The sequence below is a fragment of the Aurantiacibacter arachoides genome, assembly GCF_009827335.1.
In the GTDB taxonomy this organism is placed as follows: Bacteria; Pseudomonadota; Alphaproteobacteria; order Sphingomonadales; family Sphingomonadaceae; genus Alteraurantiacibacter; species Alteraurantiacibacter arachoides.
Window position 1 is genome coordinate 2397219 of record NZ_WTYH01000001.1, and the last position, 24837, is coordinate 2422055.

Sequence of the window (24837 nt, forward strand, 5' to 3'; positions counted from 1 at the left end):
AAAAATTGGCCAGGTGCTGATCAACAATACCTGATCATGGGCAGGGCCAGGTGCTCGAAGCCCAGCCTTTTCAACTCCGAATGCCAAAAGTGCGGCACCAGATCACGATGGATCACTTCCACGCGGCCTTTGCACCCCTTTCTCTGAAGGTGTTCGATATGACCGACCGCTCCGGCGACAACTGCTTTTCCCGCACCAAATCCAATTAGACTCTTCTTTAAGGAGACCTGGGAACGGCACATAAGCGTCACAAATGCCCGCTCCATCGGGCTGCCGCCCTTGATGAAGCGATCGTTGTTGTCATCGAGTAGATCGCCTGTCGGCGTCCTCGTCAGGGGCGGATAGAAGATTGCCGCCAGCGCCGCCCTCAACGCACGCTGGTCGTTCAACGAGATGGTCAAAGCCGTTGAGCGTTCGATAGAATCTGTCGCGACGAACCGCCGCCTTGGGCCCCTTCGGATCTTCGTGGGCGGATTGCCGAAGTACAGGGCCACGACGTCCATCGCCATCAGAGGGATTTTGGTCTCGACCTCGGGTACCGAGCAGAAGCGTGCCCCAGCTAAACCATCGTACCCTTCCTTGTCATACTTCGCAGCGACCTTGCGAACATCCGCCAACGAAAAGTTGAGCGCGTCGAACGGCTGAATAGCTACCCTGCTAACTTGCAGCATGAGGTCTTCACCCTTCGGCACCGTGTTTCTCAAGCCTGCCAAGGCTATCCCGGCACCTTCTCGAAGCATCTCGCCGTATGATGCTAACGGCGCGGCCACCGGTCGCCCCGTCCCTAACACCGCTTGATATTGCTCACTAATGCCTGGCATAAGGTCAGCTCCTACATACTCCTCTAATCGCTTTGCGATGGACTTCCTTGGTCTAGAAGACGCCTTCGCGTCCGAGGGTAAAGAATTAGAACTGCTGGTGGGTTTCATATTCGAAGTAATCTTGTTATTTTTAGGCATAATAGCCTCCAATTGGCGCAATTCATCGCCCGCACGCCAACGAAGGCCGGGCGAGATCGCGATACGTCAAACCAAAATTCTGTCCGCTATTCAGCGTTGATGAAAGCACGTCAGGGTGCTTGACTCATGCGAGGGTTGGTGGAGCGCCGTCGACCCCACGCGTTGGGCGGCGATCGTTCAAGAGAACAGCTGTATAATCCTGCAAGGAACCGCTCTGGTGTGACGGCATAAGCGTCACACTTCGGTGCGCGGTAGATCTGCGCTCGAGCGATCATCGTACGGGCTCCCGACCGCCAACATCAGAAGTGCTTAGCCGAAGGCTATCTTCCTCAAATTCTTCCAAATATTTCAGGGAGTAGCGGACGGCAGAACCGAACTTCGCGTACCTTGGTCCACCCCCTTTAAGACGCATCTTCTGCAGCCACTTCTTGCTCATCGAAAGTCGTGACGCGGCCTCGGCTTCGGTAAGCCATTCGCGGGGATGAATCAGATTGTGGGATTCGCTAGACATGGGGCCATCATACGGCCCGCCCCGGGCAATCCTGGCAAACCAGGGCGAATTCAATTTCCATTTCCGTTGGCAACAGGGTTTGATCGTTCGGCAACGGCCAGCGAGAGCCCTGGCAACGAAACAACTAACCTTTAAAAGTTAGCTCCCTTGGTATAAGTTCTAGCGCAATGGCACGTACTACCCCACGCGATCGTCCGACTCGGCCACTCAAAGGTGGTCAGGTACAGATCGAGTTCGACGAGATCGCAGCATTAATCCGAGCGGAGGTTAAATGGCGCAGGGAACAACCGGATCAGAAGGTATTCGAGAAGGGTGACAGCTATTTCAAACGCGAATCATACGCACTCATCAGGCGGACAATTTCGCGGCCGGGCGGAGCCAGCGTGATAAAAGCGATTCTACGTCACTCGAAAATAGTTATATCTCAACCAAGCTACCAGGAGAACCAATTCTACTGGGGATTGAGAGCAATCGATCCGCATTTCGAAGCGATGCGATTTAAGCAGTATTTGAGTAGGTTCTCCAAGCAACTACTATATTCTCATCGCAATGGCGTACCTCCGATCTACCTGATTGGGTTCCTTTACCAATCATCGATCAATTGGGGAGCCTTGACCCTAGCCGACTGTCGAAAGCGAGATCCGTCGCTCAGCTTGCATACCAAGCTGTATAAGCCGCAAACCTGATCTGGGCCAATCGCGTGGTTGTGGGGTGGTTGTTAGGCAGGAATATAAATCAGTTCGGTTTACCTAAACCATTGATTCGATTGGTGAGCCCGACAGGATTCGAACCTGTGACCCGCTGATTAAAAGTGATCGGTCGCCTGATATAGAACAATGACTTAAGCCCATTTTGGACCTAATTTTGGACCTTACCACCTTTTCGAACCCAAAACGATCAGCTTGATCGTTTCCTAAATATCGGTGTCGATCGGCAATCCCGCCGTGGTGGGTTGCAGGTGCGGCGCTCGTCTGGGGAAGGGTGTGGTGCCCTTCCTCATTCGCCCCTTAGGGCTGGCGATATTTGGGGCGGCTGATGCGATACAACTCGACGAATTCTTCAGGGCTGAAACGATGGAAGAACGGCATGAAGGGCAACGTGGTGATGCCGTCGCGTGTGTAGGGTTCGGGTAAGGGGTCGGCAGTCAAGCTGTACATGATAAGCATTTTCTTAGCCGCGTGATGCCAGTGCATCCGCCTACGCTTTCGCTCGACGGATTTCAGCGGTGCGATGTCGGCTCGATAATGCTCGATCAGCGTCAACGTCGCACCAGCTTGAGAAAATCGTCGAGGTCGATCACTACCAGCGGCTTGCGGCGATCTTGTTTGACCACGGCCAGCGGTGTGCGATCGTTTTGCCCAGCGGCTTGGCCGAGTGCATCGTAAAGGACAGTGAAGCCTTTGGCCTTCGCCTTGCACTCGACGCTGAAGGGGAAGGCGCGCGCCGCCGCTGGCGACAGTTGCAGGTCTTCCCCTTGACTGCCCATTGCGCATGACCTGACGTCACCTTCCTCAAGATCAGGGAAGGCCGCAAGGATTGCGTCGCGGGCCGCTTGCTGCAACCTTCTGCCCTTACTTTTAGCAGATGAAACCTTAATCGGCATCGTCACCCATGATCTCACCAAGGGTTAGGCCGCGTCCTTCGACGCGCATTTCGTGGCGCTTGAGCCATTCTTCGACACCTCGATCAAAGCGATCGATTGCCTCACACAATCTGTTGTCTGTCATGTTTGTATTTATCCTTTCATGTAAATTTTCGGGCGGGCTCAAAACCACTCGTGGTGCTGACGCCAAAAAGGTTTCGCAGCCTCGATCCTCGACAGCCCAGCGACGATGCCGTTGATCGTCATCATGGCGGTTTGCTGATCGAGTGGCGTCGCCGTCTCAGACTTCATCTGATCGATCGCTTTCTCGTAGCGGGCCGCTTTCATCGTGGGCGGGAAGATCGTGATCGCGCCGTTGAAAGCCGTTGTCAGGAACGGGCGAAGATCAAGGAATTCGAAGGACGACAGGCGAACGAAGTGGTATTCCTCACCATCGGCATCGGTGTTGGTCGAGCGATAGTTAAAGACGCGATCGGCGAATTCTCGTGCACCCGCTGGCGTTGTGTTGAGGGCGCGGGCAAGGGTTCGGGTGAAGGTGTTCATTAGTGTGTTTCCTTTCTGAAGATCGGCGTTGCGCCGTAAGCCTCGATCGCCTCTCTTATGGCTTCCTCGGCGACCTCGTATTCTGATCGCAGTTTCACCACGAGGAAGACCTGATCGTCTTCAATGAACGTGGTGAAACTTTCGAAGAGATCGAAGTGAAGGGTGATCGCGTCTGACGGTTGAAAGCCAAGATGCTTGGCAAGGTGTGTGATGAAATCGTTCATGGTTCAGGCTCCAATTAGCACCACACTCTTTCGAGCGCGCGTGACAGCGGTGTAAGCAAGGTTCTTGTATTCAGGTGATCGGCGAATGTTGCCGATATCGACGTAAACCTTGTTCCACGCCGAACCCTGCGACTTGTGCGTCGTCAGCGCATACGTGAACGATGCCACGGGTGCGGCCACGTGCACCTTTTGAGATTCATTCAAATGACTGCCGAGAATGTCGATCAGTGAGATCACCATCGGACCTACTGATGTTGCGACGGTGATGGCGGTTGTCGTTTCGTCGAAATTGACGGTTTCGGTGACAAAGAACTCGTCACCATTGCGCGCGTCGCCGTGCGGCTTGGTGATCATCAGCTTTTCGCCAGCGTAAATGGTGAAGGGTGACATGCGGAGGGCGGCGCGCATCTGAGCATTGATCTCTTGCCGCCGAGGGTTCGTATAAACGAGATATACGGCATCGCCTCTGACGACCTCGATCGCCGCGTCCTTGGCGTCATACTGGTTATAAGCGACGTCTTCGAATGGACCTTTGATCGACTGGCCGCGCAAGAGTGCTTGCGAAAGATCGATGATGCCGCGTCGATCCGTTCGCATGATTTTGGTTAGATGGCCGTGGGCGTTTTTGAGGTCGAAACCCATTTCATCGTTGACGGGCCCGATTTGGTTGGGATCGCCAAGCACCAGCAGCTTCACGCCGAGGCGGCGCAGCAAGCGGGCGTCTTCAATGCCAACCATCGACGCTTCATCGACCACCACGAGGCTGGGCTTGCGATCGAGGTGATTGAGGTTGTCGCGGGCGCGAAAGAACACCGTCTGAAGCGCGTTGTATTTGCGCGCCGCCCTTTCCAATTCCAGCATGTTGGTGGCCGTGGGCCGACGCTCAGCCGTCATCTTGGCCAGCGCATAACGCTTGCCCTCAAGCGTCTCGTCGCGGTTGATCTTCACCATTTCCTTCACCAGCGCGCAAATGGTCGAGATTTGCGTGTCTTTGGGGAAGGCATCGGCGATGACATTCTTCGCCTTGTGTGTGACGGCGCAAAGAACGATGTCGGCAGTGGTGAGGCCAAGCTTGGTGATCGCCGATCGCGCTACCGTGGTCTTTCCAGTGCCAGCGGCACCAGTCAGGATGCCCACTCCGTCCTTGCGAATGGCGGCAACTACCTTGTCAGTTTCTCTTTCTTGTGATGATGTCAGTTTCATTGTTGTTGTTCCTTTCTTCACTCTTCATCGCCCCAAACTAAATCCTCACTTCCAGTGAGGTGAGACAAAGATTGGTGTGGTTGGTTAATGGTTTGTGCGATGGTTTCAGCCACCTTGCGCTTGATGTATTTGCGCCGCCGCGCCGTTTGCGGCACGCCATCGATCGTGAACGGATATCGATCGCTCAAGATCAGCGGGCGAACCGCTTCGAATAGGCGGGAATTCAGATGCGCGGTGTGACTGGCACCATCGCGATACCTGAAGCCCATGTTGCGCCCGATCGTCTGGTTGATCTCGTCAAGGTGGCGCAGACGAACGCAATCGTTTCGTCCCATGATCGCGTTGAGCCCTTCAAGGTGCGACCATATCGCAGGGTGGAAGACGTGAAAAATCGAGTGGACGGGCTTGCCCATGTATGAGTTGAGACCCTTCGCGGCCAAGTGAGATCGCGAATTCTTGAGATCGCTGATCGAGTTGGACACGAGGTCAACCTTGCCCAGCTTTTGCAATTCCTGAGCGTATTTGCCGATCGTCTTCGCCGATATGCGGACAGATTTTAGCGTGGTTGGTTTGAAATCGATCAGCGGTGTGTCGAGTTCAATGACTTCGATATCGCCACGCCAGCGCGCTATATGGCAAGGCAGGCGCTCGGCGGTTAGCAGGACCGTGTTACGGGCGCGGCCAATCCAATCGGTCTTGCACCATGACCATTTGCGACCGATTTCATCGCGATAAAACGGCTCGTTTTGAAATTCGCCATACTCTTGATGGTCGACGATCTCGACCGCGTCTGTTGCCTTGAAATTGAGCAACACCTTGGCGTCACTGTAGTCGAGTTGACGACCGTTATCCTTTTTCGGAACCGCATTGTGTTTGATAAAGCGGTTGAAGGCGCGATAATTCTCGATATCGCTCAACGTCTCGTCATAGGAAGGGCGGAAACTATCGACGAATTCGATCAGGTGCCCATGGTGCATCTCGATCAAGTCATCGGGCCCAACCTCGTCATGGACAAGCAAGCGAACGTAGTTGTCGGCAAACGCGGCTTCGACACGGCCATCGATGTACAGCGGTGAAGCGATAAGACGCGTGACGCACTTGTGATGCCAGACTTGGGCAACGGCATGGACGGTGAAGAAAACCGCGCGTTGCGGCGGGCGAACGCCGCGCCATAGGTTAAGGTTGTAATCTTCCATGTATTGTAGGGCTTGCGGGTGGCGATCGCGGATTGCCGATAATACGGTTTCATAGTTGCCCGCGTCAGCCGCTTCGAAGCCGATCATCGGTTCCTTGTTGGCCTCGGCCCATTCCTCATAAAGCTTGGAAAAACTCTTGATCAGGATTGGTTTGAGTAGCGGGTGATTCATGTTTTCGAGTTCTGCCGCTTTCTCTTGCGCCGCTTCATACGTCGCGAATGCAAACATGGTGGCGGTGTGGTGGCGGGCCTCGATCTCGTGCTGAGCAATGATGTCAGGCAAGTTGTGCATCAGCGATCGTGTCTTCGACACACCTTCAGGTGCGCTGATCAGGGTTGTTGTGTGTGCAATACCCTTCACCGTGCAAGCTTGTGCGACGATGTCACCAATCGCGGCTGACGCCGTCTGGTAATCAGTGGCGGCAAGCGAAAAGCTTTCTTCGACAGGCGATCGATTGCGATCAACAGCATTCATCAGGGCGACTTCGTTGCGCCATTTCTCGATCATGTCGCCTAGGGGAAGAGGCAAGCGACGGGTGCCGCGTTTGCAATCGAGGGGATCGCTACCCCTGATTTGCACCGTCCCAAAATCCATCGTCATTCGGGAATTTGGCTGGCCATCGGCGGGATGGTTGCGGAACATGGCGACCGTCTGGCCATCCTCGGTCACAAAACCTGCGAATTCGGGATACTCGCCTTCAGGAAAGTGATGGCGCATACGTTCATCGATGTAGTCTTGTTCATCGGTTTCGATTTGCGACAGCACGACTGGTGACGAGGTCGAGGAACGCGTCGCCTTCACCAGCGGGCGGGCGAACATGTCATCAACCAAGAGGGCGGTGTCGATGTTGCGGGCGGCGCGCTCGCTGACGCGTTCAAAGATCACGAATTGCTTGCACTCACCTTCGATGCCGAAAACGTTGGGCTTGTCGAGAATGCGAAGACCGTTGGGAAGGCGACGATAGTTGCCCGCGTTTTTCAAGGCAGGATCAGGCGCAACCTTGAGCGTTGCGAGGTCGAAGAACTCGGCGAAAACCGTTTCCAGCTTCGACCATGCCCGCTTGTAACCGTCGAGGGGAAAGTCGCGAATACCGACGTGATCGGTGCTGAAGGCGAAATGATAGTGAAAGGATTTCTGGCCGCTGAAATTGACGGCCATGCCCCTGAGATCGTGGAAGCGGTCGCGGCACAACTGGTAAAAGGCATGGTGGCGGCAAGCGTCGCGCTTCCCACGGGCCCACGCCATCTGAGCCTCAACGAATTCGACATCATCAACGTCAAATTCAAAGGTCAAGATGACGATCGGCGCGATGACGACGCGCTTGTTGACGTTGCGGAAAAGTTCTTCGTCAGTCTCGAAATCGACGTTCAACAGCGGATTTGTGAAGAACGCCATGTTGTCGAGATAGTGAGGATCAGCCATCGCCATCAGCGTGTGCCGATCGTTGCGCGTGGTCTTTTTCTCATTCTGAAGGCTGATGTAATAGTCAGCCGAATGCAGATGCGGAATGATGAAGGCCGAGACGAATTCAGACGTCTTGCCCTCGATTGCGGACAGGATTTGCCGCGTAGTCTTGATGGAGAATTGGTGCATTGTCCCTTTCGACGTTCCTTTAGAATTGGAATGTCGGTGGCAATGGTTTGCGGCGAAGGAACAACACCGCTCAACCCAGTAGGACATGACCCCTAAAGGCCACCGACCATCTATTTATGCTCTAGCGTCAATTCCGCGCGCAATATTAAAAGCAACCGTGCATAATTTTTGCATGATGGCCTTCGTTACCAATAGTCGGCTTGATAATTAGTGGTATGACTTGGCCTCGTTCATCTGGCATTCAAGTCTTGCCTCGGAAAAACGGGATTTATTCGTCAAGGAAAACAACGGGTTACGGAAAAAGGTACACGTAAGGGATTCGTCTACTTTATTATTATAATAGTGTGTCCCTTACGTGTACCTTTTTGGGTGTTTTAGTTATCGGTTCAAAGAGACCTCAAGTCGCTTAAAGATAATGAGGGCGGCGGGCCGCTGAATGACTTGAGGAACGCCCGCGTCCCATTTATGCCGTAGGTGGCCGTTTAAGGGGGGTAGGATTGCGAAGGCGACCCGCTCGGCTACGCGCATACCCTGAAGCCCTTTCGAAGCGTTCTAGGGCCCTAAAATCGGCCATCCAGACGCCTCTGACGTTTTGCACGACGTTTCACTAAATACCTGATGAAGAAAATCACCGTCGAATACGATCACAAACGCATGGCAGCGATCGCAAAAGCGATCGGACCTTTCATCAGGAACGAAGACGAGGCCGATTATTGCACCAGCTTCATTATTGCGATGGTCGCCACAACCGTGATCGATGACGTGCCCGATCTTCGCGAAGTCTGATGACGTGCATAATTTTTGCAAATTTGGGCGTTGAATATCGTCGCGATAAGACCGTAATAAGAGGAACGGGTTGGGTAAGTCTTGCCCTTCCTCGATGCGATGAAGACTTCCCAGATTCATCGCATCGCACCTTTGGGCCGCGACGTGTATCCATCCTAGTGTCGCGGCCCACTTTTTCCGATCAAATCACCGTGCATAATTTTTGCAAATTTGGATATGGCAGGAAATTCACGCTCCTGACTAAATAGTTGTGCGGTTGGGTTCCATCTGCCGCGATCTCTCGGTGTGCCTTCCAGATTGGTCGCACCATCAACTAGGGCCCGATTATTGCGCATGATGATCGGGCCCACTTTTTTCAGATTTGTGTGAGGTGAAACTTGTCCGATTACATCATCGTCATCGTGCTGGCCGCGATCATCGCCACCGTCTATTACAAGTTGTTCTTCAAGGAAAAGATCGCTCAGATGATCTATGAAGACGCTGATGGTTGGCGTTTCGGGCCGATCATCAAGGGTGAGACGCGATCGAAGGGAATGCCCTTTAGCGAGATCGATGTCGCCAAGGGCTTCACCATCCCCAAGCGGGCTGACGGCCACGTCAACGAATTGACGACTGACGTTCCCGCCATCGTCGGCCAGTTGGCGGCAGGGAAGACGATCGAGATCGTGGTCGAGATCGAGGGTGATGAAGATGCCCAGTTTTTCCAGAAAGAGAATGACGTGGCCGATGCGACGATGACGCCGTTCTTTCGCGTCGACAACGTCAACTGGTATGTCAATCTTCCCGAGGACATGGAGAACGCTGATCGCTGGTATGGGCTGGGCGGCAGGACACCCATGACGATCGGGCGGCACACGATCACCTTACCACTCTCACAAGATCGTTGGATCAACGTTTGGGGACAGAATCTGCCCAGCTTTTACGAGGCGCTAAAGCGCGCCGAAAGGTTCGGCCTAGTGTTCGGTGGCAACTTTGGCCTTGCACACGGCGTCTACACCGATCGCGCGGTGACGTTGAAGATCGTCAGCGTGAAGATTGTCTAAATAGATTGCCGTCCAAGCAACTTACTCAGTCCTCTCCGAACCAAGTGCGGTTTAATAAGAGCCTCGATCATTGATCGGGGCTTTTTTGTTCAATGGTTTGAGCCCCGAACCGTGGCGAAATTAACCATATAGGTTACGGCCACGGGCGGCAGGAACCCGCGCCATTCTCGCTAAATAGTTGCATGACGAAACCTAAACAGCCCAAGAGTGCCCGCCGTGCCATGTCCAAGACCATCGCCAAGGCCTCGGCCAACGCCGAATTGGAGGCCAAGCGCGAATACAGACTGGCCAACGATGGCAAGCGTGGCGGTTACAAACACCTGACGCCCGAACAGGTCGAGGATGCGCTTGAAATGATCAGGTGCGGGCGCATGATGGCCGAGGTGACGGCCAAGCTAGGCGTCAGCAAGGGTGCACTGGCCAGCCGCGCGGCCACCAATCCTGAATTTGCTAAGCAACTACACGAGGCAAGAGCAATCGGCGCATGGATGATCGCTGAATACGGTCACGCCGCCCTAATGGGCGTTGAAGGTTTCACCACGGGAAGCGTTGAAAGAGACAAAGCGATCTCAGCGTCTTGCTGGAAGTGGGCAAAACACCTTAATCAGCAAGTATTCGGTGACAAAGTCGAGGTCAATCAGACGACTCTCACCCTTTCGATCAATCGCTCGGGCATGACACCGACCACAACCGTCACGACCACGATCGCCACCGATGATCAGGGTCGACTTTCGGGCTCAGACAGTGACGAATTCGACGATTTTGAAGACGATTAAGTCCGATCTTTAGTCCAAAAAATCCCTAAGCCATTGTTATTGCTGGATAATGTCACACCGAACGGCTGACTAATAGTCAGCGGGCACCGTTTCCAGCATCGTCGAGGCCACGGTCGAGGGGATCATCAGGGCCGACGATCGAGGGGAAGGTCGAGGGGGCGGCGGGTATATACCCCTTTTTCTCAGCGACGGCGGGTAGGCCAATTTTGCCAGAAACACTTTCAAAAAAGCCTCTACAATCCAGCGGAAACCTCGCCCTATTTTACAGCAAATAATGACGCGGCATCGTTTTCGTCCCTACAATCTAAATAGACGGTGAGGAATAAGGAGACGATAAACATGAGTGATAATCATTTAAACCCAAGCCCGTTCACGAGTGACGTATATGTTCGCGATCCAATGATGGGCAACGGCAGTGGCGGATATCGCCGAGTGGAAATCGGTGGGATCGTGCGGGAATTGGAAGAAACCATTGAGCGCTTTTACAAAGAACACGAACGCTTAATCAACGCGGTGTCTTTGTTGGGCTACAATATCGAAGACGACGGCCAAACAGTCACTCTGACTAAATAACCACGATGCAACGTTACCTGCCGCATATCCTCTTGATCATCGCCGCTATGGTGGGCGTGATCTTGCTCGTCAACGACATCAAGAACGATGCGTTCGACGCTGGTAAGGCGCAGGTGGCGGCGCAATACCGTCAACAGGTCACTGAGAACGATCGCCTAAACCGTCAGCTAGAAACCGCCCTCAAGGACCGTGCCGAGGGTGTCGGCCACGAGGTGACGATCAGGTTAGACGAGATCAGCCAAGAGCGTGATCAGGCGCTCGACGCTATCAAGGAAATCCGTGACAATTGCACCATTCCCGAAACGGTGATCGAGGCGCGCAACAGGGCGCGCACACGCTAAATACATCATGGCCAACCACACGATCACCGCATCATCGATTACCGTTCATGGTCGCGGTTCTCTTATCCTGCCGTTCAAGCTTCGTTTGGAGAACGGTGATCAAATCGACATCAGCGCGCGCCCGATCTTTTTCGAAGTTGATGGCGTCCCCATTCGCGAACAGCTTTTGCCTGATCCTGCCGATCCGCTTGGTCTAATCCTGACGCTTGAGCGCACACAAATCATCACGTTGGGCACAGCGCCTTGTGCATTCGTGTTTGTGGATGAACGCCGATCGCAGGAAGACATTTACGAGGTGCTATGGGCGGGTACGATCAATCGATCGGGTTACGTCGGCACACCTGACGAGGTCGCGGGCTAATGGCGATCACGATCACACAGACCAACGGAACGGTTGAAGTCACCAGTGGCACACCCGACGGCTACATCGTCGAATACAGCAACCAAGGTGCCACGGGCCCGTCAGGCAATGGCTTGGCGTCAGGGCCGTTCGATAGCCTTCAGTATAACGCCGCTGGCCTCTTGGCTGGCGCTGCCAAGTTGGCGGTTGGGCCGTCTGGCAACCTGTTGTTGGAAACGAACGCCACGCGGCCAGACGCGCCCACCACTGGCCTGAGTTTCTATGCGCGCCGTCGCGCTGGTGCAGACTGGCCCGAGTTTCAGCGCCCGAATGGTCGCGACTTCCCCGTGCAAGCCCATATGGGCCTAAATCGCGTGTCTTTCTGGGCACCGTCCACCTCTACCACCGTCAACACCGTGGGCATCCCCCGCACCCTCGTGGGCACCGCTTCGACGCCTGCCTTGGCGGCAACAAACCTTTCGACGATTGCGCGCCGCTGGCGTGTCACCAGTGCGGCCACGGCCAACGCCACGGCTGATGAACGCGCGGCCACCGCTGTGGCGTTCCGCACCCTCGTCGGTTTCACCTATACCAATCGTTTCAGCCTTTTCGCCGTGCCTGAATTGTCACGCGCATTCTTTGGCATGTCCGCCACTACCGCCGCCTTTTCCGCGCTAACCTCGCCTACTGCACTCTTGAACATGGTAGGTGTTGGTTTCGATCAAAGCACTGATACCAATTGGCAGATTTATCACAACAGCGCGGCTGGCGTTGCCACGAAAGTCGATCTCGGCCCCGATTTCGTGATCGATACCAGCGCTCTTCTAACGCTGATCATCTACTGCGGAGCCGACGGCGACCGTTTCCACGTGCGCCTTGTGAATGAAAGCACACGGGCAGCGGTTGAATACGAAGCGATCGCCAACATACCCGCCGCAACACTGGGTCTCACCGTTCGCAACCACATGAACAACGGTGGCACCGCTGCCGCCTGCGCATACGATTGCAGCGGCGTTTATCTGGAAACGGATTACTGATGCGCGCCGCGATCACCCTCACCCTTGCCCTTGCACTATCGGCCTGTGCAACCACGCCAGCACCCGATCTTGGCGAAGCTGCACCAGTCAGCTTGCCCGATCTTCCCGCGAACCTCGATCAGCCCGCCCAACCCTTGCCGCCCTCTCGTGCCACGACGCTCGCTGAATTGGTCGAGGAAGGCATTAACGATGATGCGCGCTACAACTCCCTTCGCACCCGCTACGACGCACTGTTGGGGCTCTATAAGTGCGCCAAGGAAGCGATCGAGAACCGTCAGCAACCTAACTGTTAACGAACGCCCGCTTTCACCTTACTGACATAGCTGACAGACACACCAGCGGCCTCGGCAATCTCACATTGCTTCAGCTTGCCCTCGCGCAACAGCGCGATCACGGTCGAGCGCTTGTCGCCAGCACCTTCGCGCTTTTTCCAAACGATAATCAGCTTTCGTGGCGAAGGCGGGTTCGCATTCACTTCGCGCAAGAGTTTATCCCACGCTTCAGGCGTCAAACGGGCAAGTTTCTCAATATCGGTGATCATCATTTAATTATCGCAATAGTTCACCGCTTTGTCTTAAATACCAAGATGAAGTATTTCACCTTTGAAGAGTTGTGTCGTTCACAGTCTGCCACACGGTTTGGCATTAACAACCGTCCCTCGGCACAAGTGCGTAAGAACCTTGAAGCTTTGGTCGAGAACATCCTTGACCCTCTTCGCGAACATTTCGGCCCAGTCACCGTGTCGAGTGGTTATCGCAGCCCAACCCTTAACGCCCGTATCGGCGGCGCGAAGACGTCTCAGCACGTATTCGGCCAAGCCGCTGACATCAGCATCAACGGTGTTGCCGATCGTGACGTTGCGATCTTCATTCGTGACAACCTGCCGTTCGATCAGGTGATCTTGGAATTCCCGCCCACTGGTTGGGTGCACGTCAGCTATTCGACACGCCTTCGCGGGGAAACCCTCACCGCTCGCAAGATCAACGGGCGCACCGTCTACACGAAAGGCCTACTATGAACATTTTTGAAGAGACGATCGAGAACGACACCGCGCCCGCAACCGTCACCATCGACGGCGACGCTTACATGATGGCGCTGACGCTCTTGGAAGAAAGCGAATGTCCAAACGCGCAATACGTTCGGATGAAGCTTCGCGGCGCGATTGTTGACTAACTGATCAAACGAGATCATCGCCGTTCACCATCGACCATGATGGAGAACAGACGATGGATTTCTTGAAGTTTGCTGAGAAAGACCCTGATGCCGCTTGGCGCTCGGCGGGTGCCAAGTCCAAGGATGTTGTGGCCGAACGTCGCAACAAGACGATCGAGGGCATCGACGCCACGATCAAGCAACTGAAGGCTGGCGAAGAGAACCCGCCGAGGGGCTGGTATAAAATGAAGGGCACACACGCCCGCGTCAGCATTCGCAGCGGGCGGCAGCTTATCCCGTTCAATGGCCAGACGCACTTAGTGGTGCCGCGTGAAAAGGCGCTAGACTTTTACCAAGGCGCATTGAAGGCCGCGAAGGCTGGCGATCTCGACGATACCATCACAGCCGCCTTTGATGATGATACGGACAAGCCCAAGACCAAGCGGGCTGGTTGGTCGCCAGAAAGGCGTGCGGCGCATCAGGCGAAGATGGCTGAAAAGGCCAAGAAATAAGACTGAGACGAGAACGATCGAGGGGAAGGCCCGGGCCTTCCCCTTTTTCGTGTCAGTAAGGCATTTCGAGACAAGCGTTATACGCCGCCACGGTGGCGTTATACCGCTCCATTTCCGTGGTGATGTCGATGCCTTCAAGCGAGTTGGAGGCCATGCAATCCTTCCTTGCACGGTATTTCTCAATCGCCTCGCCAACCGTGGCCGATCGAATGCCCTTCGATAGCGGGTTCACGTTGGCCATCATCAATTCAGACCACGTACCGCGATCATCGGGCTCAAGCCCGTCGCGAATCTCGATCATCGCCGCACTGTCATCACTCGACGGGATAGGCATTTCGTAAACGTTCGGGGCGGCGGCATCGCAGCCCGTCAGCACCATCGCAGCCAGCGCCGCCCTAAAAATCATCTTCACCGTTCATTTCCTTCCACTTGTCAGCTACATTCTTGGGCGGGATAAATTCGGGCATCCCCCAACCGTCCTTGCCCTTATGGCTCAATTCCAACGCCGTCCAACGGCAGCGGCCTTGACTACACTCGACCGAAACGATCGCCCAGTCGCCTTCCTGCCAAACGATCTTGGCGGGCTCTTTCACAAGCGCGTAAGACATCAGGCACCACCAAACGGTGCAAGAGTTGCGTCGATACGCTCGACCTCGGCCATAAGCTGGGCACGGTGCGCCCTCGCCTGATCGACCATCGCCGAAAGTTGCTCGCAAAGATCGCCATCACCATTAGGGTTGATCGTCTGCACTGGTGCCACGCGCGGCGCATCGGCCAGCTTGTAAACCAAACGGTTCTTGTCGCGATCGATCGTCACCTTACCCGCCTCGGCCATTTCCTTCAGCCGTGACGCGATGGTCGACCGCTTGGCAACACGATCGCTGACGATCTTCGCGATCTCAGTGCGCGACATCGGCTTACCCGATGCCATCGCCTTCCCGATCGCTTCATATTGCCGCTCAAAACTCTTGAACATCACTATACCTCTTTAACTAGATTGAACCCGCCAACTGACGATCAAGATATCCTAAGCGATCAGGCGCGCAAGAGGGTGGGCCTCGCTGATCACGTCGCCATTTTCACCATACTACCTTTTATCAGCGACGTTTGATCAAGCCTTTTGGCTAAATATCGGGTGCTTATCTATAACCCGATTCAGCTTGAAGCTGAGAAACTTGCCCTTGATCCTAATCTGACGACCGTTCTTTTTCGCGGCGGCACGGGTTCGGGTAAAACCGTGTTCGTCTGTAGTCAGATGATTATCCGCGCGCTGACTTATGCCAATTCTCGGCTGATTTGTTTTCGCGCAACATCAGTCGAAGCGCGCGACATGCTCTTCAACGCAACATTCCCTGAAACGCTCAATATGATGATGGAAGCGTCACAGGGCACGGCGTGGGCGGCGCTCGATCAAAAGGGAATGATCACACGCGACCCGATGACGGTGCGATTCGACAACGGTTCATCGATCAGGTTCGCAGGGTTGGATGACAATGCCTCGATCGCCAAAATCCTAGGTGCGGACTTTGGCACGGCGTTCATCAGCGAGTGCCAAAACATCGACACGTATCGCGTGGTGCAGCGCGTAAAAGGCCGTCTTCGCCAACGTCTATTTGACGAAGCTGGCAAACCGATGGTGCCCAAGCTTTTCCTCGATTGTAACCCGCCCAGCAAACGACATTGGACATACAAGGTATTCAAGGAAGACCTTCACCCGATCACAGGCAACCCGCTCAAAAACCCTGAGACGTTCGCCGAGATCAAGATGAACGCTGAGCACAACTTGGCGAACCTGTCTGACGGCTACCTCGACGGTATGGATTATGACGCCCGCGAACATCAACAGATGGTTAACGGCGAATGGTATGACGAGGTCGATAACCCGCTCTTCAGCGGCGAAGACATCGCGGCTTGCCGTTTGCCACAACGATTTGGTGCCGACGATTGCACCGATCTCGTGCGCGTCGTGGTTGCCGTCGATCCTGCCGTCACCGCCAAGGAAGGCTCAGACGAAACGGGTATCATCGTTGTCGGCATCGACGATCAACAGCACGGTTATGTCTTGGAAGACGTGTCAGGTGTCTACACGCCGCATCAGTGGGCAACCAAGGCGTGTGAGGCTTACGATCGCTGGAAGGCAGACAAGGTTGTTGCCGAGAAAAACCAAGGCGGCGACATGGTGCAACACACCCTTCGCACCGCCAACCCGAACGTGCCCGTCGAGTTGATCAACGCGTCACGATCGAAAGAGATCAGGGCGGAATCTACCAGCACCGCTTACCGTCAGCGTCGCATCCACCATTGCGGCACGTTCCCTGAATTGGAAAACCAACTGTTGTCTTTCGAGACTGGTTTTGATCGTCGACGCAAAGGTTCGCCCGATCGTCTCGACGCCCTCGTGCACGGGTTCAACGCCATCCTCTTCACCGATGTAAGAAACAACACCGCCAAGATGGAGCGGGTCAAACATTTCTGGTGAAGCCGATCGCCTAAATAGATGATGATCGACACCTATGACGAAAAGCGCGCCGTAAAGCTCCCACTTTGGAAGCGCAACCGCGACCACACCAGTGGCACTGACGCGGTCAAAACCGCCCGCACGGAATACCTGCCGCTCGTTGGCGCAATGGAAGGGCCCGAATATCTGGCGCACTTAGCGATGGTTGAATACAAGCCCGCAGCCGCCCGCACCTTGGCCAGTCACGTCGGTCTCGTCTTTCGTAAGCCCGCGACGATCTCACCAGACGGCCCGATTAAAGACCTCTGCAACGTCATCGAAGCCGATGGCAGCGACATCACGACCTTGGCCAAGTGGGCGCTTCGCGAATACAGCGTCACCAACGACGGCGGCATCCTGATCGATCACCCTGTCATGCCCGATGGGCTCAGTCTTGCCGCCGCCTTGGCGCTCGATCTTCGCCCCTTCGCATCGCGCTACACCGCTGAAATGATCTTGTCGGTGCAAACTTCCGTTATTGGTGGGCGCAAGAAGATCAGCCGTGTCGTGCTGAAGGATGATGAAAAGACTTTCCGCGAACTGACTCTTGAGAACGGAGTTTACACCATCACCGTGCACACCAAGGACGGTGGCAGGATCACCGAAACGAAGTCGCAGCCGACCGTGAACGGCAAGCCGCTGACATCGATTCCTTTTGTACATCTAGCCGATGGTGAAGATCACGCCGCATTTTCCGATATCGTGAACACCAACGTGACGCACTACCTGACAGCCGCCGAGTTGGCGACGGCGCTGAAGTGGTGCGCCAAACCTCGCCTAACGATCGTCGGCCTACCTGATGACGTCGCGCTTGATCACGACCCCGCGATCGCGTGGCGCTTCAGCGACAAGGACACGAAGGTGGAATATAACGAATTCAAAGGCACGGGCATCGTTGCGATCGAGCGTCAACTTGACCGTCTGGTGAAGAGCATGGCCGAACAGGGTCTTCGCCTATTGATGGCCGAACAAGCACCCGCCGAGGCCGCTGAGACGGCCCAGCGCCGCGAAGCGTCAGAAAACTCGATCCTTGCATCCCACGCGCACCATATATCGACCAAGCTGACGGCGGTGTTGCGCTTCATCGCGACATGGCTGGGCTTAGAAAACGATCGAACGATGATCGCGTTGAACGTCGATTTCATTCCTTCGACCGTTGACCCGCAAGTGTTGCAGCAACTGGTGGCGCTTAATCAGGCTGGCAAGCTTTCCGATCGACAGTTGTTCATCAACCTTCAGAAGGGCGAGATCATCAGCGGCGACGTTGATTTCGATCAGCATCAGGTCGAATTGGAGAACACAGTCATCGACCCGCCGATTGATGACGATCTCGCCTAAATAGGCGGTGACGACATTACGCGATCTTCAAATCCGCCATGCCATTTACCGCCTACGGTATGCGAACGGCGTTGATGAAGAGATTCAGAAATTGCTCGATCGGCTTGAGCGCAAGGTTGCCCAGCAAATCGGCCAGCGCTTGGCGGATATCGATGAACGCGGCAACGACCTCGGCCCAGCGACCACGCGTCGCCTAAACCAGCTTTTCGAAGAGATCAGCGCGATAAACGCTGACGTGTATGGTGTCGCGCACGATCGGCTGAAGGCGAACCTGATCGACCTTGCTGAAGAGGAAATGGAATTCGCCGCCAAGGCCGTTAGCAACGCCACGGGCATCAGGGCTCAGGCCGCACTTGCCAGCCCAACCCGTCTGGCCTCGATCGTCACTGATCGCCCCATTCAGGGCAAACTCTTGGCCAGTTTCTTCAAGGGTGCCGAGGCTGGCACGATGAACCGTATCGAAGAGGCCATTCGCGATGGCATGGCCACGGGCAAGGGCTTGGAAAAGATCGTTCGCGAAGTGCGCAAGGAAGCGATCGGCATGTCCAAGCGATCGGCCAGCGCCATCGTTCGCACCTCGATCACCTCGATCTCTAATCACGCTCAGATGGAAGCGTTCAAGCGCAACCAGCGTGTCATCAAAGCATGGATGTTCAACGCCATCCTCGACAGCAAGACGACGCCCATTTGCGCCGCACTAGACAAGCGCATCTTCCCGATCGGGCAAGGGCCCACGCCCGCCCGCCATATCAACTGCCGCTCGACCATTACCGCCGTCACAGACCTCGACGCTTACGGTATCGATCCCGATCAGCTTGAGCGCGACGGTGAAGCCAAGATCACCAAGCGGCCACAAGATGACGATCCTACTTTCGAAAAGTGGATGGCCGATCGTGGCGAAGCCGTTCAAAATCAAATTCTCGGCAAGACACGTGCGCAGTTGTGGCGTGATGGCAAATACAGCCTTCGCGACTTCATCAGAAACAACCGCGAAGTCATACCGCTGAGCGAATTGCGCCGCCTTCAGCCTGTTGGCGACGTGATCAGCGAGATCGAGATTGACGAGGTCTTGCCCGCCGCCTTGGCACCGTTCAACCCGCGCAATCCCAACGTCACCGCCGAGACGATCGAGGTGCAATCGAGGCTGGCCTTACAAAAGGCGCTTCGCCCAGCGATCGAAGCGGCGCATAAGACCAATCGGTTCAAGGTGAACGAATTTCGGGGCAACCATAACAAGCTTGGTAAGGTCAATTTCTCGGCCAACTTTGATGACGAGACCGTCAGCATGATCGCGGCGATCATGCCTGAGATCGATGCGATCACCGATCGGTTCAACGTGCCGCGTCTTAGGGGCTTGCATGGTGGCGCTGGTGCCAATGCCTCGGCCAGCATGGGCGACGGTGTTCTTGCGATCAATCCGACCATCTTCAATGGATATGCCGCCAAGGTTGGACGCCGTGCTGATGCCGCGATCGACACCGCCAAGATCGAAGCCCTTCGCGCTGAGCATGGCGTCGCGGTGAAGGCGATGAATGACGCGCTTGGTGATTACGAGGAATTCCAGCGCCGTCGCGCCGTGGTGACTGAGATCGCAAAGCGTTTTGAGAAAGAGCGCAGGGCCATCAACAAACAAGCAAAGCAAGCGTCGATCAATCGCGCGATCACAAATCGCCCAGTCTCGACGTGGAAGGTTGGCGATGACGTGAAAGACCGCCCAAGCGGTTCGCAACATTATTTCAGCGACATCGATAAGGCGCGTGTCGTCATGTATCACGAGACCGCACACACCATTCATCAGGAATACAAGCGCACGGGATACCGCCGCGACGTTGGTTTGCCGCCGATCGAGATCGAGTTGCAAGCGTTGTATAATGCCAAGGTTCGCTCAGGCGACCTGAAAAAGAATGCGCCAACGTCATACGCAATGACGAACAGCAAAGAATGGTTTGCCGAATCCTTCGCCCTTTACATGATGGGCCGCGAAGACTTGGTCGATGTCGACTTGATTGAATTGATTGAAAGGATTGCTCGTGGACAGTGAACAGAAAGCACTTGAGATAGTGCGCAAGAAAGGCGTCGATCTCGATCGCAACGATGAAATGGAAATCAGCCGTCTGTTGAGCGAGTTGCCGCTTGAAGAGTGGTTTGAGGCGACAACGGGCATTTACGAGATCATCACGTTGATCGTCAACGATCCCGACTATCGCGGCGATATCGTGCTGACAGACTGATCAATTCACTCGTCTGACTAAATAGAGGGCTGGTTAGGCCAGCAAAACAACCGCGCCTTGGGCGCACCCTCTAATTTTAGGAAGGACGGGGAACATGGAAATTACTGAAGAAGAATTGGCCGCGAAGATCAACGAAGCGATCGAAGCCGCCATGGAAAAGGCCAACGCCGCCCACGAGGCCGCGATCAAGGGCCTCAAGGACAAGAACACCCAACTAATCGCTGACAAGAAGGCGGCAAAAGACGCCGCTGAAGAGGCTGAGGCGAAGAACGCTGAAGCGTCTGGCGACATCGATCGCGTCAAGGCATCGCATGAAAAGGCGATCAAGACGCTTACCGAACGCGCTGAAAAGGCCGAGGCCGCGCGCGACACGTTCCTGATCGACAACGTCATCACCAGCGATCTCGCCACTCACAACGTTGCACCCGCTTTCCGCCCGATGTTGGCGATGGCGTGGAAGGCTCAGGCCAAGGTGACTGATGGTGAAGCTTTCATCGGTGATCAGCCGATCGCGGAATACATCAAGACCTTCGCCACCAGCGACGAAGGGAAGCACTACATTCTAGCACCGCAAACCAGCGGCGGCGGCGCAGTCGGCTCGACCTCGACCACGGCAAGCCGCGCGGCACCGTCAAACTCTGCCGAGTGGGCCGAGGCCATGAAGATGGCAAATGAAAACCCTGCCGCGTTCAATTCGTGGATGGATAACATCGGTCAACCCGACATGAAGGTCTGAGATCAAGCAAAACAAGACACTGAATAAATAACCGTGCGCGCATTTGGGCGCGCACGGGCTCCAAGTTTGGGCTCGTTTTTGTCCAAACTGGAGAATTACATAATGACTAGAATTTCTGATCTGGTGCCCAACGAAAAGGTTCTTGGTAACCTCGTCAACGCACTTCTTCCCGAATACAACCCGCTGATCAACAGCGGCCTCGTCGCTCGTGCACCTGAAGTTGACGCCGTCGTGTCTGGCGGTTCGCGCAAGCAGGGCCTCGCCTTTATCAACCCGCTGGCCGCTGATGAGGCCAACACCGCGTCTGATGACCTCTCGGTTCAGGGCGCATACGGCAAGCTGACGGCTGACGAATTCAACGCCATCCGTCTCGATCGCAACTATGGTTGGGGCACCAGCGACCTCACCCGCATGGTCACGCAATATGACGTCAAGGGCGGCATTCAGGCTGGCATCGCGGCTTACTGGGCTCGTCAGTTTGAGTTGACCGCTACCTCGGCAATGGTTGGCGCTCTGGCCGCTGCACCGTCACTGACGGTTGGCGACGGCACTGCCGCTTTTGACACCGACCTGATCATCGACGCCACCGTCGAGGCTGGCGAATACATGGACCTCTTCGATGTCCTGATCGTCTCGCCCGCGACCAAGGCCAAGATGATGAAGATGAATTCGGCCAACACGTTCGTTCGTGCCAGCGACAACGGCATCAAGATCGACACTTGGGGCGGCTACAAGCTGATCACTTCCAAGGCTTTTGGTGACGACACCACGATCGTTGCGCGTTCGGGCGCGATTGCGTTCGGTGAAGGCGTGATTGCTGGCGAAGTGCCGTTCGAAGTCGAGCGTGTCGCCAACGGTGGCAACGGTCAGGGTGGCGACATCCTGCACAGCCGTCGCTCTTACGTCGTGCACCCGCAGGGCTTCAGCTACAAGGCCACCAATGTCGCGCCGACCAACGCGAACCTTGAAGCGGCCTCGGCTTGGGAACTCGCGGTTGACGCCGAGATGGTTGGTTTCCGCGCGATCTCGCACCTCGCCTAATAGGCAAAAAGCGAAAACGATTTGGGGCGGCGGGGCAACCTGCCGCCCTTTTCGTATCTGACTAAATAGATGATGATCATCACCACCCTCGGCGCGATCGACGCCAACTCATACGCCGATATCGTCACCGCTGACGCGTTCCACAAATTGCGCAACAATCAAGCGTGGGCTGACGCAGCCGAATCTGCAAAGACTGCCGCCCTTGTGCGCGCCACCGATTATCTCGACGCGAATTACATTTACGTCTCGGTGCCCGCCACAGAATTTCAGGCACTAGAACACCCGCGAATTTCAAACCCTGACATTCTCGACGCGCGCATCGTCAAAGCCACGATCATGTTGGCCGAGAAATTCCTGACAGACGATCCACTCGCAACACCTTCCCCAACGGTTATCTCGACCACCGAAAAGCTTGAGGGTGTCGGTGAATCCTCGACCACTTACGCCGCACCCGTGCCCGTCAGCGACCCTTACCCGCAAGTCACGCGCACACTGGGCAAGATGGCCGTTCGCCGAGGCGGCGGCTTCAGCAACATCAGGATGCGCTAAGATGGCCTTCCTCGATCGAATGGAAGCGCTCAAGGATCGCTTCGTCAATTCAGACAAATTCACCGATGCGACGATCACCCGCACCAGCGGTGCGGCGACGTATGACCCGATCGTCGGCAAGACCGTCACGACCTCTGCAACCATTCCTTGTCGCGCGGTGCTGGGCACGATCGAGGTCGAGAACGATCGAGGCGCGATCGTCGAGAAAACCGCCGTTACCGTGAACGTCGCGATCAAGGCGGGTGACGTCATCACCATCGGCACCACCACCGTTACGATCGGCACGGTCAAGACGACGGCACCGCATGGCACCGCGATCTTGTGGAAGGGCGTGGCAAAGTGAGGATTACGATCGACGTCAGCGACATCACTTTCTCACTCGACGAAGAGTTGGAAGAGAATGAACAGCTTGCAAAAGATGAAGCGCTCAAGACAGCGCACAACATCGTCAAGGAATTGAAGAAAGAACCGCCCGTTGGCACACCGCGCAAGAATGGCATCGCACGCAATGGTTGGGACGTTGACGAGAACGGTGACGCACCCGTCATCTTCAACAACGTCGAATATATCAACGCGCTCAATAATGGACATTCGAAGCAATCGCCCGCTGGTTTCGTCGAGGCCGCGATCGACAAATTCACTAAATAGATCATGCTCCAACGTGATCGCCAGAAACTAACCGCACACTTTGTCGAAAACTGGGAAGGGCCGTTGACGCTCTTCGATAACCAGCCCGCCATTGACGTGCCCGAAAACACGCTTTGGTGCCGTTTCTCGATCACCGCTGGCGCATCATTCCACGACGCGGGCTCGTCACAGTCAGGCCTCTATATTCAACAGGGGCGCGTATGGCTTCAGGTTTTCGTGCCCGAACAGACGGGCACCGCCGATGGTGATGAATTGCTCGATCGTTTCGGCGCGATCTTCAGCCATGCCATTCTCGACGATTACGCGATCAGGTGCCGTTTGCCCGATTATGGCCGCGAACCTTCGATCGATGACGGTTACATGATGGTGACCGCGTCCATCCCGTGGGAAGCAAGACGCCGCTATTCCTGAGATCAACCATTTCCGCGCCACCGATAAATAAAGGCGCGGAGCAAGACGCTCCATCTTGATCTAATTTTGGAGCGAATTACTTATGGCTTATTCACCTAGCGACACTCAGTTCGCAGTTGTTGGCGAAACCGTTTCGGGTGTTACACCCGCCACGCCCGCCTTCAAAATCTTCCCGCACAATAGCGGCGACAATATCACCAGCACCAGCGAGTGGATTGATTCACCCGCCGTGCGCCCGAACCGTGGCAGCAACGGTGGACGCCGTGCGGCCTACAGCACCGCTGGCACCTTGAACGCTCATTTTCAGCGTGACGCGTCGATCGATCTCTTGCTCGCCAGCGGTTTCAGCGGCGCTTGGAACACCGCAACCCTCAAGGGCGGCGCGACTGATTCCAGCGTCACCGTCGAGAAGCTGATGAAGGATTCCGTGAACCGCTATCACCGCGTTCTTGCAACGCAGGTGTCAAAGACGACCTTCAGCGGCAAGGCCACTGACAACGTCATGGTTTCCTTCGATCTCGTCGGCACGACCTTCACCAATTCCAGCGCGATCGTGACTGGTGCGACTTACGCCGATCCCGCAACCACGCTGGGCTTGGCTGGCGAAGATGTCACCATGACGCTCGGCGGGCTTACCGTCGATTTCGTGTCCTTCGAAACGATGGTCGAGTTTGATCGCTCGGCCCAGTTTATGTTTGGCAGCACCGCCGCTCGTGCGATCGGCACCGCTGGCCAGCGCAAGGTTTCGGGTTCGGTCGAATTCTTCATGCCTTCGACCGATTACTTCGCGTCGCTGGCCGCACCCGCTGGCCTACCGCTCGTGATCACCATGGGCTCTGGCGTCAACGGCTACAGGCTCACGGTTCCCGCCGCTCAATTCCGCGTTCCTGAGGATAGCGAAGACGGTTCGGCGATTATCGTGAAGGCCGACTTCAGCGGCGCGAACACCACCGCTGATGGCACCAACATCATTCTTGAGCGTCTCTCCTAATTC

General features: G+C 55.5%; 36 protein-coding genes. 23 read left to right on the plus strand and 13 right to left on the minus strand.

Going from position 1 to position 24837, the window contains the following annotated elements:
* Positions 1–20 precede the first annotated feature (20 nt).
* Both GRI62_RS11690 and GRI62_RS14710 read right to left on the minus strand, forming a co-directional pair.
* Positions 21–821: a hypothetical protein gene (locus GRI62_RS11690; protein WP_131453500.1), complete on the minus strand. Its 801-nt coding sequence runs from the start codon at positions 819–821 to the stop codon at positions 21–23.
* A gap of 409 nt (positions 822–1230) precedes the next feature.
* On the minus strand, positions 1231–1470 hold the full coding sequence (locus GRI62_RS14710) for a helix-turn-helix domain-containing protein (protein WP_373283024.1): 240 nt from the start codon (positions 1468–1470) through the stop codon (positions 1231–1233).
* 167 nt (positions 1471–1637) lie between these two features.
* On the opposite strand from GRI62_RS14710, the gene GRI62_RS11695 reads away from it, so the two are divergent.
* A complete protein-coding gene (locus GRI62_RS11695) occupies positions 1638–2156 on the plus strand; it encodes a hypothetical protein (RefSeq protein ID WP_131453501.1) in 519 nt (172 codons plus the stop codon).
* A gap of 321 nt (positions 2157–2477) precedes the next feature.
* Here the strand turns inward: GRI62_RS11695 and GRI62_RS11700 are convergent, their stop codons facing one another.
* The 7 genes from GRI62_RS11700 to GRI62_RS11725 are packed head-to-tail and all read right to left on the minus strand — an operon-like array spanning position 2478 to position 7832.
* A complete protein-coding gene (locus GRI62_RS11700) occupies positions 2478–2732 on the minus strand; it encodes a hypothetical protein (RefSeq protein ID WP_131453502.1) in 255 nt (84 codons plus the stop codon).
* Entirely contained in the window at positions 2729–3073 is a 345-nt protein-coding gene (locus tag GRI62_RS11705) for a hypothetical protein (RefSeq protein WP_131453503.1), read from the minus strand. Before GRI62_RS11705 ends, GRI62_RS11700 begins: the two co-directional genes overlap by 4 nt.
* Positions 3063–3197, minus strand: coding sequence for a hypothetical protein (locus tag GRI62_RS14640; protein ID WP_267901983.1), 135 nt, complete (start codon positions 3195–3197; stop codon positions 3063–3065). The genes GRI62_RS11705 and GRI62_RS14640 overlap by 11 nt, the downstream gene beginning before the upstream one ends.
* 38 nt (positions 3198–3235) lie before the next feature.
* The gene (locus GRI62_RS11710; RefSeq protein WP_131453504.1) at positions 3236–3616 is read right to left on the minus strand and encodes a hypothetical protein; all 381 of its coding nucleotides are present in this window, start codon (positions 3614–3616) and stop codon (positions 3236–3238) included.
* The gene (locus GRI62_RS11715; protein WP_131453505.1) at positions 3616–3840 is read right to left on the minus strand and encodes a hypothetical protein; all 225 of its coding nucleotides are present in this window, start codon (positions 3838–3840) and stop codon (positions 3616–3618) included. Before GRI62_RS11715 ends, GRI62_RS11710 begins: the two co-directional genes overlap by 1 nt.
* A gap of 3 nt (positions 3841–3843) precedes the next feature.
* Positions 3844–5043: an ATP-dependent DNA helicase gene (locus GRI62_RS11720; RefSeq protein WP_131453506.1), complete on the minus strand. Its 1200-nt coding sequence runs from the start codon at positions 5041–5043 to the stop codon at positions 3844–3846.
* A gap of 17 nt (positions 5044–5060) precedes the next feature.
* The gene (locus GRI62_RS11725; protein WP_131453507.1) at positions 5061–7832 is read right to left on the minus strand and encodes a hypothetical protein; all 2772 of its coding nucleotides are present in this window, start codon (positions 7830–7832) and stop codon (positions 5061–5063) included.
* A 618-nt stretch (positions 7833–8450) separates the two neighbouring features.
* On the opposite strand from GRI62_RS11725, the gene GRI62_RS11730 reads away from it, so the two are divergent.
* The 8 genes from GRI62_RS11730 (at position 8451) to GRI62_RS11765 (ending at position 13021) form a co-directional block, all read left to right on the plus strand.
* A complete protein-coding gene (locus GRI62_RS11730) occupies positions 8451–8618 on the plus strand; it encodes a hypothetical protein (protein ID WP_160731873.1) in 168 nt (55 codons plus the stop codon).
* Positions 8619–8995: 377 nt separating this feature from the next.
* The gene (locus GRI62_RS11735; RefSeq protein ID WP_131453508.1) at positions 8996–9661 is read left to right on the plus strand and encodes a hypothetical protein; all 666 of its coding nucleotides are present in this window, start codon (positions 8996–8998) and stop codon (positions 9659–9661) included.
* Positions 9662–9882: 221 nt separating this feature from the next.
* The gene (locus tag GRI62_RS11740) at positions 9883–10437 is read left to right on the plus strand and encodes a hypothetical protein (protein WP_131453509.1); all 555 of its coding nucleotides are present in this window, start codon (positions 9883–9885) and stop codon (positions 10435–10437) included.
* A 339-nt stretch (positions 10438–10776) separates the two neighbouring features.
* On the plus strand, positions 10777–11010 hold the full coding sequence (locus GRI62_RS11745) for a hypothetical protein (protein WP_131453510.1): 234 nt from the start codon (positions 10777–10779) through the stop codon (positions 11008–11010).
* 5 nt (positions 11011–11015) lie between these two features.
* Entirely contained in the window at positions 11016–11351 is a 336-nt protein-coding gene (locus tag GRI62_RS11750; RefSeq protein ID WP_131453511.1) for a hypothetical protein, read from the plus strand.
* 7 nt (positions 11352–11358) lie between these two features.
* The gene (locus tag GRI62_RS11755; protein ID WP_131453512.1) at positions 11359–11712 is read left to right on the plus strand and encodes a hypothetical protein; all 354 of its coding nucleotides are present in this window, start codon (positions 11359–11361) and stop codon (positions 11710–11712) included.
* The gene (locus GRI62_RS11760; protein ID WP_199799937.1) at positions 11712–12728 is read left to right on the plus strand and encodes a hypothetical protein; all 1017 of its coding nucleotides are present in this window, start codon (positions 11712–11714) and stop codon (positions 12726–12728) included. Before GRI62_RS11755 ends, GRI62_RS11760 begins: the two co-directional genes overlap by 1 nt.
* Positions 12728–13021: a hypothetical protein gene (locus GRI62_RS11765; protein WP_131453513.1), complete on the plus strand. Its 294-nt coding sequence runs from the start codon at positions 12728–12730 to the stop codon at positions 13019–13021. Before GRI62_RS11760 ends, GRI62_RS11765 begins: the two co-directional genes overlap by 1 nt.
* Here the strand turns inward: GRI62_RS11765 and GRI62_RS11770 are convergent.
* Positions 13018–13272, minus strand: coding sequence for an ArsR family transcriptional regulator (locus tag GRI62_RS11770; RefSeq protein WP_131453514.1), 255 nt, complete (start codon positions 13270–13272; stop codon positions 13018–13020). The two genes, GRI62_RS11765 and GRI62_RS11770, sit on opposite strands and share 4 nt — an antisense overlap.
* A gap of 42 nt (positions 13273–13314) precedes the next feature.
* On the opposite strand from GRI62_RS11770, the gene GRI62_RS11775 reads away from it, so the two are divergent.
* The 3 genes from GRI62_RS11775 to GRI62_RS11785 are packed head-to-tail and all read left to right on the plus strand — an operon-like array spanning position 13315 to position 14392.
* Entirely contained in the window at positions 13315–13746 is a 432-nt protein-coding gene (locus tag GRI62_RS11775) for a D-Ala-D-Ala carboxypeptidase family metallohydrolase (RefSeq protein ID WP_131453515.1), read from the plus strand.
* A complete protein-coding gene (locus tag GRI62_RS11780; RefSeq protein ID WP_160731874.1) occupies positions 13743–13901 on the plus strand; it encodes a hypothetical protein in 159 nt (52 codons plus the stop codon). Before GRI62_RS11775 ends, GRI62_RS11780 begins: the two co-directional genes overlap by 4 nt.
* Positions 13902–13954: 53 nt before the next feature.
* On the plus strand, positions 13955–14392 hold the full coding sequence (locus GRI62_RS11785) for a hypothetical protein (protein ID WP_131453516.1): 438 nt from the start codon (positions 13955–13957) through the stop codon (positions 14390–14392).
* Positions 14393–14444: 52 nt separating this feature from the next.
* On the opposite strand, the gene GRI62_RS11790 is transcribed toward GRI62_RS11785, so the two are convergent.
* Genes GRI62_RS11790 through GRI62_RS11800 form a run of 3 tightly spaced genes read right to left on the minus strand, consistent with a single transcriptional unit; the run spans position 14445 to position 15371 of the window.
* A complete protein-coding gene (locus GRI62_RS11790) occupies positions 14445–14804 on the minus strand; it encodes a hypothetical protein (RefSeq protein ID WP_131453517.1) in 360 nt (119 codons plus the stop codon).
* On the minus strand, positions 14788–15000 hold the full coding sequence (locus GRI62_RS11795) for a hypothetical protein (RefSeq protein ID WP_234027449.1): 213 nt from the start codon (positions 14998–15000) through the stop codon (positions 14788–14790). The genes GRI62_RS11790 and GRI62_RS11795 overlap by 17 nt, the downstream gene beginning before the upstream one ends.
* Positions 15000–15371 (minus strand): winged helix-turn-helix domain-containing protein, encoded by a 372-nt coding sequence (locus tag GRI62_RS11800; protein WP_131453519.1) that lies wholly within the window; start codon positions 15369–15371, stop codon positions 15000–15002. Before GRI62_RS11800 ends, GRI62_RS11795 begins: the two co-directional genes overlap by 1 nt.
* Positions 15372–15527: 156 nt before the next feature.
* On the opposite strand from GRI62_RS11800, the gene GRI62_RS11805 reads away from it, so the two are divergent.
* The 11 genes from GRI62_RS11805 (at position 15528) to GRI62_RS11855 (ending at position 24834) form a co-directional block, all read left to right on the plus strand.
* Positions 15528–16871, plus strand: a complete 1344-nt coding sequence (locus tag GRI62_RS11805; RefSeq protein WP_160731875.1) for a phage terminase large subunit — start codon at positions 15528–15530, stop codon at positions 16869–16871.
* Between the two features lie 18 nt (positions 16872–16889).
* On the plus strand, positions 16890–18227 hold the full coding sequence (locus tag GRI62_RS11810) for a DUF4055 domain-containing protein (protein ID WP_131453521.1): 1338 nt from the start codon (positions 16890–16892) through the stop codon (positions 18225–18227).
* A 7-nt stretch (positions 18228–18234) separates the two neighbouring features.
* On the plus strand, positions 18235–20268 hold the full coding sequence (locus GRI62_RS11815) for a minor capsid protein (protein WP_131453522.1): 2034 nt from the start codon (positions 18235–18237) through the stop codon (positions 20266–20268).
* Positions 20269–20287: 19 nt separating this feature from the next.
* Complete coding sequence (locus GRI62_RS11820) at positions 20288–20458, plus strand: hypothetical protein (protein ID WP_160731876.1); 171 nt, start codon at positions 20288–20290, stop codon at positions 20456–20458.
* Between the two features lie 94 nt (positions 20459–20552).
* Positions 20553–21194: a hypothetical protein gene (locus GRI62_RS11825; RefSeq protein WP_131453524.1), complete on the plus strand. Its 642-nt coding sequence runs from the start codon at positions 20553–20555 to the stop codon at positions 21192–21194.
* A gap of 123 nt (positions 21195–21317) precedes the next feature.
* Positions 21318–22235: a hypothetical protein gene (locus tag GRI62_RS11830; RefSeq protein WP_131453525.1), complete on the plus strand. Its 918-nt coding sequence runs from the start codon at positions 21318–21320 to the stop codon at positions 22233–22235.
* Between the two features lie 69 nt (positions 22236–22304).
* Positions 22305–22784, plus strand: a complete 480-nt coding sequence (locus GRI62_RS11835; RefSeq protein WP_131453526.1) for a DnaT-like ssDNA-binding protein — start codon at positions 22305–22307, stop codon at positions 22782–22784.
* A gap of 1 nt (position 22785) precedes the next feature.
* On the plus strand, positions 22786–23127 hold the full coding sequence (locus GRI62_RS11840; RefSeq protein WP_131453527.1) for a hypothetical protein: 342 nt from the start codon (positions 22786–22788) through the stop codon (positions 23125–23127).
* Entirely contained in the window at positions 23124–23432 is a 309-nt protein-coding gene (locus tag GRI62_RS11845) for a hypothetical protein (protein ID WP_131453528.1), read from the plus strand. Before GRI62_RS11840 ends, GRI62_RS11845 begins: the two co-directional genes overlap by 4 nt.
* Positions 23433–23495: 63 nt before the next feature.
* Positions 23496–23843, plus strand: coding sequence for a hypothetical protein (locus GRI62_RS11850; RefSeq protein WP_131453529.1), 348 nt, complete (start codon positions 23496–23498; stop codon positions 23841–23843).
* Between the two features lie 82 nt (positions 23844–23925).
* Complete coding sequence (locus GRI62_RS11855) at positions 23926–24834, plus strand: phage tail tube protein (RefSeq protein ID WP_131453530.1); 909 nt, start codon at positions 23926–23928, stop codon at positions 24832–24834.
* Positions 24835–24837: the final 3 nt, after the last annotated feature.